The organism is Pseudomonas sp. NPDC077649 (assembly GCF_044542855.1).
In the GTDB taxonomy this organism is placed as follows: Bacteria; Pseudomonadota; Gammaproteobacteria; order Pseudomonadales; family Pseudomonadaceae; genus Aquipseudomonas.
This window is the reverse complement of record NZ_JBITVF010000003.1, coordinates 254,422-269,273: the sequence shown is the minus strand read 5'-3', so window position 1 is coordinate 269,273 and position 14,852 is coordinate 254,422. Positions and strand designations below refer to the sequence as shown.

Genomic DNA, 14,852 nt, shown 5'->3' with positions numbered 1-14,852 from the left:
CAATGCCAGGGATTGCGCGGCTTGCAACGGGTTTCTGTGTGCCTAGTTATACGCTACTGAAAAGCTAAAAAACACTCTTGAATAATTAACGTGTGCCGCTGCTTATTGAGCTAAATAGTGCTGCAATGACACTTTCAATTATTCCGATACTTCAATTTGATTCATGAATCTGGAGAACACCAAGGGCTTTGCCCTTGTCATCCCACTCTTGCCGCCGAGGGCTCGGGAGCGCGGGGCGGTGGAGCTGCCCCACACTCACGAGCGAAGGCTATTTAGGGTGGTGGGTGTTCAAGGGTGCGCTCCGCCCGTGCTTCCGTTCGCCGGATCGGTGAAGCGTGATCCGACGAGCCGGGAGCGCGGCCCTTGACCTGTTCAGCAGCGGCAGCGTTGGCCGGATCGCTGGGGGCGCGACGCTTGGCCTTGGCCTCTTTGCGGTCCATGTAGATGACATAGCCAACCAAAAACGGGGCGCAGATCAGTGCTATGAGGATCAGGCAACCGATCAGCACGTAGACGAGATAGAGAACCTGGGCGAGAAACCCCATGAGCGCTTCTAGCAGGGCTTCGAGCTGCAGTAATGCCTCCGTGATGCTCATGCGCTCACCCCACCAGTTCGAACGGTTCGCGCAGGGGCACGAAGGGCGTGGGTTTGCCGGTGTCGTGCACAACGCTCCAATACTTCGGCGGTCGGCTCGATGGCTTGTGTTTCTCGCAGGTATAGGCCGGCGTAACGTGGGTCCGACCATTTACCTTGGACCATTGCGCGGGGCGGCAGTCGGTGCATTGTGTGGATCGGCAGGTATCCGAGTTCGACGATGTTGGGAGCGTCGCCCAGTTTCGATTGACGTAGCACACAGAGCAGTCGCAGTTCTCGGGGTGCGGGTGTCGCACGAACGCCATGTACTTGCCCTGGGGATTGCGGGCAAAGCAGCCCGGACAGCCGCACTCCCTGGGGTGTGACAGCAGGTACTGACTCGTGTTGGTCATTGGCCGACACCTCTGGCTTGGCTTTGGCGAAGCTGGCTTGCAGGCGGGTGACGATTTCGGCGTTCAGGGAGCGGTTCGCCTGTTGGGCGGCTTGCTCTGCCTGGGCGCGGAGGGCTGGCGGCATGCGCAGCTTGAATTGCGGGTCAGTGCGGCTCATTGGCTCACCCCCGTAAACAGCACCACGCGGGTTTTGCCGAGCTTCACGCTCTCGACGGTGCCGGTTCTGATCCAGTACGCGACCTGTTCGACGGGAACACCCGCCAGGGCGGCGAAGGCGGCTTGCGTATAGAAAGGAGGATTCATGCCGTCCACTCCTGTTCCAGCAGCCAGGTGCGGAGCAGGGCACTGTTGACCATGCGGCGCTTGCCTAGCTTTACGGTGGGGAGAACGCCTTTCATTGCCCAGGCACGCGCGGTGCCGTAGGTCAGGCCGTTGCGTTCCGCCCAGGATTCGACGGTTTCCACATCCTGCTGCGGGCCTACCAGCTTCGAAGGTTCCAGCTCTTCCAGTTCCATGCTCGTTCCGTCACTATTCGTGTCAATGCCAGTTATTCAGCACTGCGTTATCCAAAATGGATCATGTCGAAACGGATAATGCCATTGTTGATCCATATTGGATATATCACCTATAGATCAAGTGGCTATGATTAAAGAGCGCGTTATAACGATTTTGAAAAGCTCAGGGATTCGGCTTCCTGAGCTAGAGGAGCGAACTGGCATCAGTCGCTACACCTGGAACAACCTGAAAAACACCGCGAGAAAGCGAGAAATCAAGGCTGAGGAGATTGAAGCTATCGTTAAGCTCTTTCCTCAATATGCCTTGTGGGTGGTCAGTGGCGAGGTAGCGCCAGAAGCAGGGCAGACAAGCCCCGAATACGATCAGGCCAATTCAAACTTGCCCAATCAAAACGCGGGATAGCGATTACAACGGAAGTAGCTAGGCGCTGGTACATGCGTTAATAAAAAGGGTCTGGGGAGACTTATGCTTAAAAAGATATATCTAAAAGAAAATGTTTCAGAGGAGGAGCGTATAGCTGCCGAAGCAGAGAAGGATTATAAGTACTACTCTAGTCTTGGAAAGCGTAAAGGATATGCGTCCGGAATACTTTTTCTAGCAACGTTGGCGGCACTTGCTCTGTCTTTGTTTTTAATACTTACTCCATCTGATATGAGCTTTGTTATAGGTGGTGAGGCTTTCGACAAGCCCATAGGTAAAGGAGTGTTAGGTGTCGCGATTGGAGTGGCTATCTCTGCTTATGTGGCGAATTTGTTTTTCTCTTATTTGAGGCCGGGTGAGATTTCCCGGAACGAGGCGGTTGGAACTGGCCAAAGAACAGACAAGTTATTAGGGAGCTATGAACGGCGGCTAGCCGCAATTGAAAGGAGATATGACTCCATTCTTGAAAAGCTCCAAGGAGGTGCGGGGGGCGGGGAGATTTTCAGTGAGGAAGAAAGAAAGCAAATACTGGATGATCTGAAGAAAAGATTGGAGAGTGATGTTTTTGAGGATTACTTTAATGGTTTGATTCTAAGGGTTAGAGAGAGTCTGAAATTCAAGCAGCGTGAAGATGTTTTCGCAAAAACAATTGCTAGGCTTGAGGTTGAGATTCAGAATCAATCAAAAAGAGGAAATGTTAATCTCTTGCTGGGTATATTTACTACCATTTTTGGGGTTTTGGTTTTGGGTTACTCGGTTCTTCAGGCGCCTATCTTTAAAGATGCTATGGAGATTACTTCCCACTTCCTTCCTAGAATATCTTTGGTTGTCGTGATAGAGGTTTTTGCGTACTTCTTTTTGCGCTTGTACAAGCAAAGTCTTGATGAGATTAAGTTTTTCCAAAATGAAATGACTAATGTTGAAAGTAAATATCTTGGGCTTTATGTGGCTGCTGAAGGTGAGTATAAGGAAGGCATGCTGGCGGTTATAAATCAACTTTCTTCAACGGAGAGAAATTTTATCTTGGAAAAAGGGCAGTCCACGGTATCGCTTGAGCAAAAGAAAGTAGATGCTGCTACTAATAGCGCTGCTCTTGATGGAGTGACATCAATATTATCTGAGTACATGAAAAGAAAATAAATAGCTTTTCCGTTTACTAGGCTTAACAGCGCATGGAGGCGGCATGAAATCTGACTGGGACGATGCACCAGATTATCTACGCAGTAAGAAAAAGCCCAGCCCATGGCGGATGGTGGCAATCCTGGGCGTGTGCTCCGCGATTACGTGGGGCGTGATCTCGTTGTTTGCCAAGCCAATCATTATTGACATTGACCAGCTCAAGCAGGCCATCCGCGTAGACGGCAAACCGCTGTTTAGCCAACAACCAGCGCCACAACCCTACAGCGAGCTGGAAGGGCCTATAAGGCTGCCCTCCATTCCCATTGATCCGCCCGCGCAACAGGTTGCGCACCAGTCCGCCACTCAGCCTCAGTCGCACGCATCGATCCAGTGGACTGATAAAGAGATAGAGAGGGCGGTTGCCAGTTCGAAGAACGTATTCAGCGACAGCAACTACACCCCTAAGCAGCCGGCCAGCACCTACACACCGCCTGCAACCCATCGTATAGCCCAAGCACCCCAGCAGACCCAGCAGCGCCAAGCCAAGCAGGTAAGTCGTGAGCATACGTCCAAGTGGATCAAGAGTTGGAACGGCGGCACGAACTACCTAGCGGAATGGCTATCCGTGAATAACTACATCGACGGCACGAGCGTATGCGCCAATCACCGGCGCGGATCAATCGACTACCGCGAATGCCGCAAGGCAGCAAAACAGCACTTCCACGAAGAGTGCAGAACCTGGCGTGCCCGTTATGACAATGACCGTAAAGATTATAGTGGTCGAATGAAGACGCGCTATTGTTCTGCGGCTAGTAGCTTTAACCCGATGGGGTGACTATTGAAAGTGGATGGGCATGTCAATGAATAAAGAATGGATTGAAAGTTTTGTATGTTTGTTCGGGATGGTTCCATTAAAAGAGCTTTTTGTGGGTGCGTTAGGTGCGCTTGTGGGAGGTTATTTCACGCTAAGAGGCGCAAGGGAATCACATCGTCTGGAGTTTGAACGAGGGCGCGTGTTGCAACTGGAGAATGCCAAAAGAGCATTGGTCTTAATAAGGATAGAAATAACTGCTGCGTGGGATGTGTTTTACTCGGAATATGGTCAAGAAATTCTAGCCGAAGAAAAAGGAACGCCGAATTTTTCGATACTCCCATTGAGTGGGTCAAATTTTGTTGTTTACGAAAGCTTGCTGGGGGAGCTTTCTACTATTGATCCCGGGGTCGCCGAAAAGATAGTTAGAATTTATAGTAGGGCTAGAGGTTTGGTTGAAAATGTCAGGCTGAATAATTATGAGGCAGAGCAGTGCTTTAAAGTTGCGTCGGAATACGTGCAGGCCATAGATAAGGATTTATTGTCTATGGCTGGTGACAGAGCTGAAGAAAGTGTGAGAGCTGAGCACTATTCAATGAAGGCTCTAGAGCACGCCGAGATTATTAATATGGGAATAACTTCACAGGCCGTGCGTGATTTGGCGGGTGAAGTGAAAACGGCCCTTGGTTTGCTAGAGCCTGCAATCGAAAAAGCTATAGAACAATTAGATGAACAGATCTCGCTTATGAGGGCTAGAAGTAAGATCGATTAAATTTGAGGCTTAGAGGTGAGACAGCCAGACAGGTAGATCCTTTGCAGAATGCAGTACGCGCCAAACATCAATATGGCTGTCTTGCTCGACGTAGAACACAAGGTAAGGGTAGCGGTGGAGCGGCCAGGAGCGTAGGCCGGGCAGGTCTAGTTCATGGGCATAGCGTGCTGAGCCGGAGGCGGGGTGGCGGCTGATCTGCTTATAGGCTCGCTCCAGGGCGTCAATAAAGCCTAGTGCGGCTTTCTCGGCTTGTTCTTCGAGGTAGTAGGCAATAGCGCTGTCTACGTCTCGGTTTGCTAGCTCACGCGGGATGATGGGCTTTTGCTTCATCCTTGAGCGTTCCGCACACGGGCACGGAGTGATTCGAAGTAGTCAGCATCGGCAGGGGCGGCGGGAGTGGATGCAGCACCGGCAAGCAGTAAGCCACGGAGACGTTGGCGATCCTGATCCTTGCGAATCAATTCGCGGACGTATTCACTGCTGGTGCCGTAACCGCGCTGGTTCACTTGCTCATCGACAAAGCTTTTGAGGGCGTCCGGCAGGGAGATATTCATAGTGCTCATTGGGCATGCCTCTTTGCCAAATTTTGCCAAGGATTGTAGCGCGGGTTTGGGCGCTGGTGTCGAAAAAGTGTCGAAATCATAGGGTCGTATAGCGACGAATCGGACAGGTGCGGGGAGCGGAAAGCCCCGTATTGAGCGGGTTTGGCACTAATTGACACGCTACCGAAACGGGTTCGAATCTCTTCTTCACCGCCACTTTCAAAAAGCCCAGCCTTGCGCTGGGCTTTTTCGTTTTCGCCTGGCCGATCTGCACGGCGCCTGCGCTCGGCAGGCGCCGCTCGCTAGTGGCTTCGGGCGTGCTGGCCTGCGCATCGCGAGCGCTCCCGAGACCGGTCAAGTCCAGGGCGCCGCAGTCTCTCTATTTCCAGTACTCCGCCGTCTATCCGCGTGCCAGAGTGGTGCGTGTGACGCGGGGCAATTTGTATGGTTTGTAAATACGCTTAACTGGCAAATAACAGTAAATATCATGAACTGCGATTCCGGCTGGCGGCAGCGGAGCGCTGTCGAGGTTCCCGGCGTTCGTTGCATCTGCTGGGCGGTCCTTTCTCTTTTGCGGAGAGATACGCCCAGGCAGCCGTGCTTCAAACTCAGCCCGTTGACTCTGGCCATGCTGATGGCCGGCGCCCCCTACGCCCTGGCCGCGGATGCGCCCGTCGTGCTGGCTCTCTATCAAGCGGACATCTGAGCGGCCGGCCGCGATCCATTGGCAATAACCATGGTGACTATCGAAAGCACTGATTTCCGCGCGGCCGGCCAGGCGCCTAAGGTGGACTCAACGCAGATTCAGTTGGAGGTCGTTATGTCCCGTATCGATGTGGTGTCCCTGGTCGGCAGCGCCGTACCCGCCGAACTCAGGTCCGACGGCCATATGGCGTGCTGGCTGCTGATGGTCGACGGCCAGCCCAAGGCCGGCCCCTTCGCCTCGCGCGAGGCCGCGCTGGCCTGCCAGGCGGTGTGGCTGCTGAGCACTGCCGCGCGCGACGAGGGCGCCGCGCTGCTGGCCTGATTCCATGGTTTTCCTGCGCGTGCTCCCGCGCTCCCCTTGGCCCGCCTCTGGCGGGCTTTTTCTTGTTCGCGAGGTACACTGGCGGCCTTTTTCCGAGGGGCGCATGCGTGGCGAAGTGGGACATTTTCTGCAGCGTGGTGGATAACTACGGCGATATCGGGGTGACCTGGCGTCTGGCGCGTCAGCTGGCCGCCGAGCACGGCCATGCGGTGCGCCTGTGGGTGGACGAGCTGGCCGCCTTCGCGCGCCTGTGCCCCGAGGCCAGCACCACGGCCGCCCGCCAGCAGCTGGCCGGCGTCGAGCTGTGTCACTGGAGTGCGCCCTGGCCCGCGGTGGAGCCGGCCGAGGTGGTGATCGAGGCCTTCGCCTGCCACCTGCCGCCCGCCTATATAGAGGCGATGGCCGCCAGCGGGGCGCGGCGGCTGTGGCTGAACCTGGAATACCTCAGCGCCGAGGACTGGGTGGCCGGCTGCCATGGCTTGCCGTCGCCGCAGCCGGGCGGCTTGCAGAAATTCTTCTTCTTCCCCGGCTTCGTCGCTGGCACCGGCGGCCTGCTGTGCGAGGGCGATCTGCTGGCGCGGCGGCGCGCCTTCCAGGCTGATGCGGCGGCGCAGCAGGTCTTTCTCCAGCGTCTCGGCGTGACGCGCCAGGCCGGCGCGCGGCTGATCTCGCTGTTCGCCTACGAGAACCCGGGGCTGGCGGACTGGCTGCAGGCGCTGGCGGACGAGCGCCAGGCCAGTCAGCTGCTGGTGCCGCAGGGCAAGATCCTCGGCGACCTGCAGGTCTGGCTCGGCGAGGACAGGCTGGTCCCCGGCGACCGCCGGCAGCGCGGCAGCCTGCAGATCCAGGTGTTGCCGTTCATGGCGCAGGACGACTACGACCGCTTGCTCTGGTGCTGCGACCTCAATGCGGTGCGCGGCGAGGATTCCTTCGTCCGCGCGCAGTGGGCCGGGCGACCACTACTCTGGCACATCTATCAGCAGGAGGAGGGCGCCCACTGGGAGAAGCTGGAAGCTTTTCTGGCGCTGTACGGCGCCGAACTGTCGCCCGCGGCGGCCGCCGCCCTGGGCGAATTGTGCCGCGCCTGGAACGCCGGCAAGGGCATGGGCGAGGCCTGGGACAGGCTGTTGCCGGTCTGGCCGGAGCTGGCGGCGCACGCCGAGCGCTGGTGCGTTGAGCAGGCCGCTCGGCCGGACCTTGCCACGGCGCTGGAACAGTTTTACCGAAATTGGCTATCATACGCGGCCTAGATTTCTGTACCTCCCGCATATTTCGGATATTCGTATGAAAACCGCACAAGAAATGAAGCCCAACAGCGTGGCCCTGATCGACGGCCAGCCGTGGCTGATCCAGAAGGCCGAGTTCACCAAGTCCGGCCGTAACAGCGCCATCGTCAAGATGAAGCTGAAGAACCTGCTCAACGGCTCCAAGACCGAGACCGTGTACAAGGCCGACGACAAGATGGAGCCGGTGATCCTCGAGCGCAAGGAAGTGACCCTGTCCTACATCAGCGGTGAGGACTACGTGTTCATGGACCCGGAGTACAACTCCTACGAACTGCGCGCCGAAGATCTGGAAAGCGTCCTGCCGTTCATCGAAGAAGGCATGACCGACGTCTGCGAAGCCGTGTTCTTCGAAGGCAAGGTAATCTCCGTCGACCTGCCGACCACCATCGTGCGTCAGGTGGTGTACACCGAGAACGCCGCTCGTGGCGACACCTCCGGCAAGGTGATGAAGCCGGCCAAGCTGCGCAACGGCACCGAGATCAAGGTCGCCGAGTTCGTCGGCATCGACGACTGGATCGAGATCGACACCCGTGACGGTTCCTACAAGGGCCGCACCCAGGCGCCGCAAGCCTAAGCCTGCGCGTCAGACAAAACCCGGCCTTGCGCCGGGTTTTTTGTGCCCGGAATTCGGGCTCTGCCGCCGGCAAGGCTCCGGCTTTGTCGTGGCCAAAGCTCCTCCCACGGTTTCCCGTGCTATTGCTGCGGCGTCGCCAGGCCGGCCTGCAGGGCCTGGTCCCAGGGCGGTGGGAAGCCGAAGCGCTGCTTGAGAAAGCTCAGCAGCAGGCGCGTGCGCGGGCTGGCTTCGCGTTCCAGGCGCAGGGCGTAGATGCTCACCGGCTCTGCCGGCGGCAGGCCGGTCTCGCAGAACAGCGGCAGCAGTTCGCCGCGCTGCAGGTGCTCGCTGCTCAGCCAGGTCGGCAGGTGGGCGATGCCCAGGCCGGCGAGGGCGCTGAACAGCAGGGTTTCGGCGTTGTTGGTGGTCAGGCGCAGGCGTTTGGGCTTGCACAGCTGCAGCTTGCCGTCCGCCTCGAAGCGCCAGGCGTAGGGCGGCGCCAGGCTGTCCCAGTCGAGGCCGTCGTGCTGCTCCAGCTCCAACGGGCTGCGCGGAATGCCGCGGCGGCGCAGGTAGTCCGGGCTGGCGCAGAGGATGCGGGTCATCGAGGCCAGCGGCGTGGCGACCAGGCGGCTGTCCGGCAGCGGGCCGATGCGCACGACTATGTCCACTTCGCCGAGGTGTTCGCCGTGCAGGTCGGTGAAGCTGTCGATCAGGCGCAGCTGCACGTCCAGCCCGGGGTTGGCGCCGAGAAACTCGGCGATGGCCGGGGCCAGGTGGCGGCGGCCGAAGGGCGAGGGCGCGTCGATGCGGATCAGCCCCTCCGGCGCGCTGCTCAGCGACACCGCCTCGGCGCGCGCCAGGTGCAGTTCGGCGAGGATGCGCCGGGCGCGTTCGGCGAAGGCCAGGCCGGCCGGAGTGACGCGTACCGCGTGGGTGCTGCGGCTGAACAGGCTGCTGCCGAGGCCGCGCTCCAGGGCGTCGATGCGCCGCGCCACCGCCGAGGGCGTCAGCGGGTGGCGGCGCGCGGCGGCGGAGAAGCTGCCGGCCTCCAGCACGTCGAGAAAGAGTTGCAGCTGGTCGGTCAGGGCATCGGGGTTCATGGCGACTCTGTTGTGCGTGATAAGCGCAGCCATTGTGCGCGGCTATGCGTTTCCGCGCCAGCCGCCCCTGATTAGCATGCGCCCATTGCCTGGAGGTGCCATGAATCTGCTCGATCTATCGCTGAATCTGTTGCTGGGCCTGAGTCTGGGCACCCTGGGCGGGCTGTTCGGCATCGGCGGCGGGCTGATCGCCATTCCGGTGCTCGGCGTGCTGTTCGGCCTGGATCAGCAACTGGCCCAGGGCACAGCCCTGGTGATGGTGGTGCCCAACGTGATGCTGGCGCTGTGGCGCTACCACCAGCGCAACCGCATCGATCCGCGCCACGCGCTGCTGCTCGGCGGCTCCAGCCTGCTCTGCGCCTGGCTGGCTTCGCTCTACGCGGTGGGGCTGGAGGCGCGCACCATGCGCTGGGCCTTCGTCGGCTTCCTGCTGGCCCTGGCCGCCTACAACCTGCTGCGCATGTCGATGCGCCAGGCGCCGGCCAGCGCCGAGCTGCGTCATCCCTGGGGCTGGTTCGGCGCGCTGGGCGGAGTCTCCGGCGCCATGGGCGGGTTGTTCGGCGTCGGTGGTGCGGTGGTGGCCACGCCGGTGCTGACCAGCCTGTTCGGTACCAGCCAGGTGGTGGCCCAGGGATTGTCGCTGTCGCTGGCCTTGCCCAGCACCGGGGTGACCCTGCTGACCTACGCGCTGCACCAGCACGTCAACTGGTGGATGGGCGTGCCCCTGGCGGTGGGCGGGCTGCTCAGCATCAGCTGGGGCGTGCGCATGGCCCACGCGTTGCCGGAGCGCCTGCTGCGCAGCCTGTTCTGCGGTTTTCTGCTGGTCTGTGCGGCGCTGCTGGCCCTGGAGTAGCGGCGGCGGGCGCTGCGGGACTGCCTCCGGCTACAGGCGAAAGCCCTCGACTATATGTTTGGCCAGGCACTCGGTGACCGGCGACTGGCTGGCCTCGTTGCGCAGCAGCACGATGCTCGCCGAGGGCATGGTCGGCAGCCCCTCGGCCTCGCCGATGATGCGCATGTCCGGGGTGATCAGGCTCTGCAGCTGCGCGGTGATCGCCAGGCCGGCGCTGACCACCGCCATGATCGCCGACAGGCTGGGGCTGGTGTAGGCGATGCGGTACTCGCGCTCCATGGCGTCCAGCGCATTGCACGCCCAAGAGCGGCAGAAGCATTGCGAGTTGAACATCGCCAGCGGCAGCGGCTCCTGCTCATGCGGGCTGAAGCCTTGGGCCTCGGCCCAGACGATGCGCTCCTGGCGCAGCAACTGGCCGATTTCCTTGCCCGGTTCGCGGGTGACGATGGTCAGGTCCAGGTCCTGGCGCTGCAGCAGCTGGAACGAGGGTTCGCAGTGCAGCTCGACCTGCACCATGGGGTAGGCCTGGGCGAAGCGCGAGAGGATGCCGGGCATGAAGCGCATCACGTAGTCGTCCGGCGTGCCGATGCGCACGGTGCCGACCATGTGCGGCTCGCGCAGGGTGGTCAGCAGCTCGCCGTGTAGCTTGAGGATGCGTCGGGCGTAACCGAGCAGCAGCTGGCCCTCGGCGGTCAGGCTGACCTGGCGGCCGTCGCGCTGGAACAGCGGGCGCTGCATCACGTCTTCCTCGAGGCGCTTCATCTGCATGCTCACCGCCGATTGGGTGCGGTTGACCGCCTCGGCGGCGCGGGTGAAGCCGCCCTGGTCGACGATGGCGACGAAGGTGCGCAGCAGTTCGCTGTCGATGCTGGGGTACAGGGCCATCCATCAATCTCCCAGATGCAGTGCATAAGAAACATTCGTTGGATTGATCTTAAGCCCGGCGCGAGACTGGCGCCAACCCCACAGGGAGGGCAAAGAGATGAAAGGTCAAAAAGGTTATGCCGTCGCTCAGCCGCTGCACTTCGCCGCTCCGCGCCTGGGCGCCCGCTTGCTGTCGATGGCGCGTCAGTTGCGCCGCTGGTGGCAGCTGGCCGAGCAGCGCCGCCGTCTGGGCATGCTCGACGATGCCGCGCTCAAGGACATCGGCCTGAGCCGCGCCGATGCGCTGCAGGAGAGCGAGCGGCCGTTCTGGGACGATCCGCTCAAGCGCTGAGAGCCTGTTCAAAGGCTCGCGAGCTAGAGCAATGCAATACCGATGGCGGCCCCGCCAAAACAGGCGAGGGCCGGTCGGAGTCGCGCTCGACTTTACGAGCTGTAAATGAGCAGCCCGAGCCTGTTTTTAACGCAGCAGTGCCGACGCGCAGCAGACTTTGAAGCGGTTCTGAGGCCCTGGCGCTGTGGGGCTCGCCGGCCCGGCAGCGCGGCCCGATACCCGCATCATGCAATGGATAGACAAGGAGTGCCCATGCCCGGTTACCACCTGGCCCAGCTGAATATCGCCAACCTGGCGGCGCCGCTGGATTCGCCGCCGCTGGCCGATTTCGTCGCCAATCTACAGCGCATCAACGCCCTGGCCGAGGCCTCGCCGGGCTTCGTCTGGCGCCTCGCGGACGAGGGTGGCGACGCCACCGCGTTGCGCCCGTTCGGTGAGGACGTGCTGGTCAATCTGTCGCTCTGGCGCGACGTCGAGAGCCTGAGCGACTACGTCTACAAATCGGCCCACACCGAGATGCTCAAGCGCCGCCGCGAATGGTTCGAGCCGGTGGCGCAGGCGCATCTGGTGCTCTGGTGGGTGGCGGCCGGACAGCGGCCGAGCCTCGAGGAGGCGGCCGAACGTCTGCAGCGCCTGCGCCGCGAGGGGCCGACGCCTGCGGCCTTCAGCTTTCGCCAGCGCTTCCTGGCGCCCGACGCGCAGCCGTCGTTGCCACTGGAGCTGGCGCGCGACTAGTCTGGGCGCATCGCCACACCAGGGACGGCCCCATGCCCGATTCACTTTCCCTCGCCGAAGCCCGGCGCCTGGTACTGGCTGCCCAGGGCTTCGGTCGTACCCCGCGCGGCGCCGTCGGCCGGCGTCAGTTGCTGAGCCAGGTCGAGCGCCTCGGCGTGCTGCAGCTCGATTCGGTCAACGCGCTGGTGCGCTCGCACTACCTGCCGGCCTTTTCCCGTCTCGGCCACTACGCGCCCGAGCTGCTCGACCAGTTGGCCTGGGGCAAGCCGCGTCAGCGCGCGCTGTTCGAGTACTGGGGCCACGAGGCCTCGCTGTTGCCGCTGGAGATCCATCCCCTGCTGCGCTGGCGCATGCGCCGCGCGGCGCAGGGACGCGGCATCTACCGGCAATTGGCGGAATTCGGCGCACAACGCGGCGAGGTGATCGCTCGGGTGCTGCAGGCGGTGCGCGAGCAGGGCGCGCTGGGCGCCGGCAGCCTGTCGAGCCGCCAGCAGCGCGCCGGCCCCTGGTGGGACTGGAGCGAGGAGAAGCACGCGCTGGAATGGCTGTTCGCCGCAGGCGAAGTGACGGTGGCCGGACGCCGCGGTTTCGAGCGCCTGTACGACCTGCCCGAGCGGGTGATTCCCGCCGCCATCCTCGCGCAGGCTGAGCCGGACGAGGCCGAGGCGCAGCGCCGCCTGCTGCTGCGCTCGGCCGCGGCGCTGGGACTGGCCACGGAACCGGATCTGCGCGACTACTACCGGCTCGACGCCGCCGACTGCAAGGCGCGTCTGGCCGAGCTGGTCGAGGCCGGCGCGCTGCGGCCGCTGCGCGTCGAGGGCTGGAAGGCGCCGGGCTACTGCCTCGGCGAGCCGAGCATCCCGCGCAGGATCGAGGTCAGCGCGCGGCTGTCGCCGTTCGACTCGCTGATCTGGGCCCGCGAGCGCACCGAGCGCCTGTTCGGCTTTCGCTACCGCCTGGAAATCTACACCCCGGCGCACAAGCGCGTGCACGGCTACTACGTGCTGCCGTTCCTGTACCAGGAGCGCCTGCTGGCCCGCGTCGACCTGCGCAGCGAACGGGCGCAGGGTCGCCTGGCGGTGCATGCCGTGCATCTGGAGGCGGCGTCGCCGAGCGAGGACGCGCTGCCGGCGCTGGCCGGCGCGCTGCGAGCGCTGGCGCAGTGGCTGGGGCTGGACGGGGTGGCGCTGCACTGCCGCTCGCAGCCGGCGCAGCGCTTGCGGCCGCTACTGGCGAAACCGTAGGGTGGGTTAGCGGCGCTGAGCGCCAATCTTGCAGGCGCGGATGAGAGCGGCGCGCCGCGTAACCCACCAGGCGATGGCTCGCGTTGCGCCGATGGTGGGTTACGCCGCGCCAGGTACAGCGAATCGGCCGGTAGAGGTGATAAGCGGCTAACCCACCCTAGGGTATCCGACCAGCCCCTGGCTCAGCTGCCCCATGACGGTACCGAAAATAACAACTTTCCTTTATGAATCAATTTCTTATGCTGAAACATCAACAGGTCCTAGGGCAGGCACTTCCCTAGCGGCGCACCTGCTTGAGCGTCTCGGCGATCATAAAGGCCAGTTCCAGCGACTGGTCGGCGTTCATCCGCGGGTCGCAGTGGGTGTGGTAACGGTCCGACAGGCTGTCCTCGGTGACCGGGCGGGCGCCGCCGATGCATTCGGTGACGTTCTGCCCGGTCATCTCGATATGGATGCCGCCGGCGTGGCTGCCTTCGGCCTGGTGCACGGCGAAGAACTGTTTGACCTCGGCGAGGATCTGCGCGAAGTCGCGGGTCTTGTAGCCGCTCGAGGCCTTGATGGTGTTGCCGTGCATCGGGTCGGAGCTCCACAGCACCTGGCGGCCTTCGCCCTGCACCTTGCGCAGCAGGCGCGGGAAGTGCTGCTCGACCTTGTCGGCGCCCATGCGCACGATCAGGTTGAGGCGGCCCGGGTCGTTGTCCGGGTTGAGCACGTCGATCAGGCGGATCAACTCGTCCGGGTCCATGCTCGGGCCGACCTTGACCCCGATGGGGTTCTCGATGCCGCGCATGAACTCGACGTGGGCACCGTCCAGCTGGCGGGTGCGGTCGCCGATCCACAGCATGTGCGCCGAACAGTCGTACCAGCGCCCGGTGAGGCTGTCCTGGCGCACGAAGGCCTGCTCGTAGTTCAGCAGCAGCGCCTCGTGGGCGGTGAAGAAGCTGGCTTCGCGCAGCTGCGGCGCGCTGTCCATGCCGACCGCGCGCATGAAGGCCAGGGTCTCGTCGATGCGGTTGGCCAACTGGTGGTACTTCTCGGAGAGGGCCGAGTTGGCGATGAAGTCCAGGTTCCACTGGTGCACCTGGTGCAGGTCGGCGAAGCCGCCCTGGGCGAAGGCGCGCAGCAGGTTGAGGCTGGCGGTGGCCTGGTGGTAGGCCTGCAGCAGGCGCTCCGGATCCGGCACGCGGCTGGCGGCGTCGAACTCGATGGCGTTGACGATATCGCCGCGGTAGGCCGGCAGGGTGACGCCGTCGATGGTCTCGCTGCCGGAGGAGCGCGGCTTGGCGAACTGGCCGGCCATGCGCCCGACTTTCACCACCGGGCAGCCGGCGGCGAAGGTCATGACGATGGCCATCTGCAGCAGCACCTTGAAGGTATCGCGAATCTTCGCTGCGGAAAACTCGGCGAAGCTTTCGGCGCAGTCGCCGCCCTGCAGGAGGAAGGCGCGGCCCTGGGTGACCTCGGCGAACTGCCGGCGCAGCTCGCGCGCCTCGCCGGCGAACACCAGCGGCGGGTAGCCGGCCAGGGTCTGCTCGACCCGGTCGAGGTGGGCGGCGTCGGGGTATTCGGGTTGCTGCTGGATGGGTTTGGCTCTCCAGCTTGCGGGGCTCCAGGCGTGCGACATGCGGCGTCTCTATCGGCTAATCGGACAGACCTGCATGGTAACCG

20 protein-coding genes and 1 pseudogene are annotated in these 14,852 nt (G+C 62.1%); 11 read left to right on the top strand and 10 right to left on the bottom strand.

The annotated features are described in order from the left end of the window. Positions 1 to 272: 272 nt before the first annotated feature. From ACIGFL_RS11570 to ACIGFL_RS11550, 5 genes and pseudogenes are all read right to left on the bottom strand, one after another. Complete coding sequence (locus tag ACIGFL_RS11570) at positions 273 to 596, bottom strand: hypothetical protein (RefSeq protein ID WP_397497282.1); 324 nt, start codon at positions 594 to 596, stop codon at positions 273 to 275. A 4-nt stretch (positions 597 to 600) separates the two neighbouring features. After that, positions 601 to 900 carry a DUF5447 family protein gene (locus tag ACIGFL_RS11565; RefSeq protein WP_397497512.1) on the bottom strand — a complete coding sequence of 100 codons (300 nt, stop codon included), beginning with the start codon at positions 898 to 900 and terminating at the stop codon, positions 601 to 603. Positions 901 to 1,021: 121 nt separating this feature from the next. Then, a pseudogene (locus ACIGFL_RS11560) lies at positions 1,022 to 1,144 on the bottom strand (Arc family DNA-binding protein); the annotation flags it as partial. After that, positions 1,141 to 1,290, bottom strand: a complete 150-nt coding sequence (locus ACIGFL_RS11555; RefSeq protein WP_397497281.1) for a hypothetical protein — start codon at positions 1,288 to 1,290, stop codon at positions 1,141 to 1,143. The gene ACIGFL_RS11555 and the pseudogene ACIGFL_RS11560, both read right to left, overlap by 4 nt. After that, positions 1,287 to 1,502 (bottom strand): DNA-binding protein, encoded by a 216-nt coding sequence (locus ACIGFL_RS11550; RefSeq protein WP_397497280.1) that lies wholly within the window; start codon positions 1,500 to 1,502, stop codon positions 1,287 to 1,289. The genes ACIGFL_RS11555 and ACIGFL_RS11550 overlap by 4 nt, the downstream gene beginning before the upstream one ends. Before the next feature lie 127 nt (positions 1,503 to 1,629). Between ACIGFL_RS11550 and ACIGFL_RS11545 the strand changes: the two genes are divergently transcribed. The 4 genes from ACIGFL_RS11545 (at position 1,630) to ACIGFL_RS11530 (ending at position 4,625) form a co-directional block, all read left to right on the top strand. Continuing rightward, positions 1,630 to 1,905, top strand: coding sequence for a helix-turn-helix transcriptional regulator (locus ACIGFL_RS11545; RefSeq protein WP_071557459.1), 276 nt, complete (start codon positions 1,630 to 1,632; stop codon positions 1,903 to 1,905). 63 nt (positions 1,906 to 1,968) lie between these two features. Next, positions 1,969 to 3,063 (top strand): hypothetical protein, encoded by a 1,095-nt coding sequence (locus ACIGFL_RS11540; RefSeq protein WP_397497279.1) that lies wholly within the window; start codon positions 1,969 to 1,971, stop codon positions 3,061 to 3,063. Positions 3,064 to 3,106: 43 nt separating this feature from the next. Next, on the top strand, positions 3,107 to 3,877 hold the full coding sequence (locus ACIGFL_RS11535; protein ID WP_397497278.1) for a hypothetical protein: 771 nt from the start codon (positions 3,107 to 3,109) through the stop codon (positions 3,875 to 3,877). A 19-nt stretch (positions 3,878 to 3,896) separates the two neighbouring features. Continuing rightward, positions 3,897 to 4,625, top strand: a complete 729-nt coding sequence (locus ACIGFL_RS11530) for a hypothetical protein (RefSeq protein WP_397497277.1) — start codon at positions 3,897 to 3,899, stop codon at positions 4,623 to 4,625. Between the two features lie 9 nt (positions 4,626 to 4,634). Here the strand turns inward: ACIGFL_RS11530 and ACIGFL_RS11525 are convergent, their stop codons facing one another. Together ACIGFL_RS11525 and ACIGFL_RS11520 are read right to left on the bottom strand one after the other, a co-directional pair. Further along, positions 4,635 to 4,955 carry a type II toxin-antitoxin system RelE/ParE family toxin gene (locus tag ACIGFL_RS11525; protein WP_397497276.1) on the bottom strand — a complete coding sequence of 107 codons (321 nt, stop codon included), beginning with the start codon at positions 4,953 to 4,955 and terminating at the stop codon, positions 4,635 to 4,637. After that, on the bottom strand, positions 4,952 to 5,188 hold the full coding sequence (locus ACIGFL_RS11520) for a type II toxin-antitoxin system ParD family antitoxin (RefSeq protein WP_397497275.1): 237 nt from the start codon (positions 5,186 to 5,188) through the stop codon (positions 4,952 to 4,954). The genes ACIGFL_RS11525 and ACIGFL_RS11520 overlap by 4 nt, the downstream gene beginning before the upstream one ends. A gap of 799 nt (positions 5,189 to 5,987) precedes the next feature. Here ACIGFL_RS11520 and ACIGFL_RS11515 point away from each other — a divergent pair. From ACIGFL_RS11515 to efp, 3 genes are all read left to right on the top strand, one after another. Continuing rightward, positions 5,988 to 6,194 (top strand): hypothetical protein, encoded by a 207-nt coding sequence (locus tag ACIGFL_RS11515; RefSeq protein ID WP_122107712.1) that lies wholly within the window; start codon positions 5,988 to 5,990, stop codon positions 6,192 to 6,194. 107 nt (positions 6,195 to 6,301) lie between these two features. Further along, the gene (gene earP / locus ACIGFL_RS11510) at positions 6,302 to 7,444 is read left to right on the top strand and encodes an elongation factor P maturation arginine rhamnosyltransferase EarP (RefSeq protein ID WP_397497274.1); all 1,143 of its coding nucleotides are present in this window, start codon (positions 6,302 to 6,304) and stop codon (positions 7,442 to 7,444) included. 34 nt (positions 7,445 to 7,478) lie between these two features. Continuing rightward, positions 7,479 to 8,054 (top strand): elongation factor P, encoded by a 576-nt coding sequence (gene efp, locus ACIGFL_RS11505; protein ID WP_031303472.1) that lies wholly within the window; start codon positions 7,479 to 7,481, stop codon positions 8,052 to 8,054. A 119-nt stretch (positions 8,055 to 8,173) separates the two neighbouring features. Here the strand turns inward: efp and ACIGFL_RS11500 are convergent, their stop codons facing one another. Further along, entirely contained in the window at positions 8,174 to 9,136 is a 963-nt protein-coding gene (locus ACIGFL_RS11500) for a LysR family transcriptional regulator (RefSeq protein WP_122107714.1), read from the bottom strand. A gap of 100 nt (positions 9,137 to 9,236) precedes the next feature. Between ACIGFL_RS11500 and ACIGFL_RS11495 the strand changes: the two genes are divergently transcribed. Then, positions 9,237 to 9,989 (top strand): sulfite exporter TauE/SafE family protein, encoded by a 753-nt coding sequence (locus ACIGFL_RS11495; RefSeq protein WP_397497273.1) that lies wholly within the window; start codon positions 9,237 to 9,239, stop codon positions 9,987 to 9,989. Positions 9,990 to 10,019: 30 nt separating this feature from the next. Here ACIGFL_RS11495 and ACIGFL_RS11490 read toward each other — a convergent pair whose 3' ends face one another. After that, positions 10,020 to 10,874 (bottom strand): LysR substrate-binding domain-containing protein, encoded by an 855-nt coding sequence (locus tag ACIGFL_RS11490; protein ID WP_397497272.1) that lies wholly within the window; start codon positions 10,872 to 10,874, stop codon positions 10,020 to 10,022. A 97-nt stretch (positions 10,875 to 10,971) separates the two neighbouring features. On the opposite strand from ACIGFL_RS11490, the gene ACIGFL_RS11485 reads away from it, so the two are divergent. The 3 genes from ACIGFL_RS11485 to ACIGFL_RS11475 all read left to right on the top strand — a co-directional run bounded on the left by ACIGFL_RS11485 (position 10,972) and on the right by ACIGFL_RS11475 (position 13,184). Next, a complete protein-coding gene (locus ACIGFL_RS11485) occupies positions 10,972 to 11,205 on the top strand; it encodes a DUF1127 domain-containing protein (RefSeq protein WP_122107716.1) in 234 nt (77 codons plus the stop codon). 252 nt (positions 11,206 to 11,457) lie between these two features. Continuing rightward, positions 11,458 to 11,940 (top strand): DUF3291 domain-containing protein, encoded by a 483-nt coding sequence (locus ACIGFL_RS11480; protein WP_397497271.1) that lies wholly within the window; start codon positions 11,458 to 11,460, stop codon positions 11,938 to 11,940. A gap of 32 nt (positions 11,941 to 11,972) precedes the next feature. Then, positions 11,973 to 13,184: a winged helix-turn-helix domain-containing protein gene (locus ACIGFL_RS11475; RefSeq protein WP_397497270.1), complete on the top strand. Its 1,212-nt coding sequence runs from the start codon at positions 11,973 to 11,975 to the stop codon at positions 13,182 to 13,184. A gap of 277 nt (positions 13,185 to 13,461) precedes the next feature. On the opposite strand, the gene ACIGFL_RS11470 is transcribed toward ACIGFL_RS11475, so the two are convergent. Beyond that, positions 13,462 to 14,808 carry a class II 3-deoxy-7-phosphoheptulonate synthase gene (locus ACIGFL_RS11470; RefSeq protein ID WP_397497269.1) on the bottom strand — a complete coding sequence of 449 codons (1,347 nt, stop codon included), beginning with the start codon at positions 14,806 to 14,808 and terminating at the stop codon, positions 13,462 to 13,464. Positions 14,809 to 14,852 lie beyond the last annotated feature (44 nt).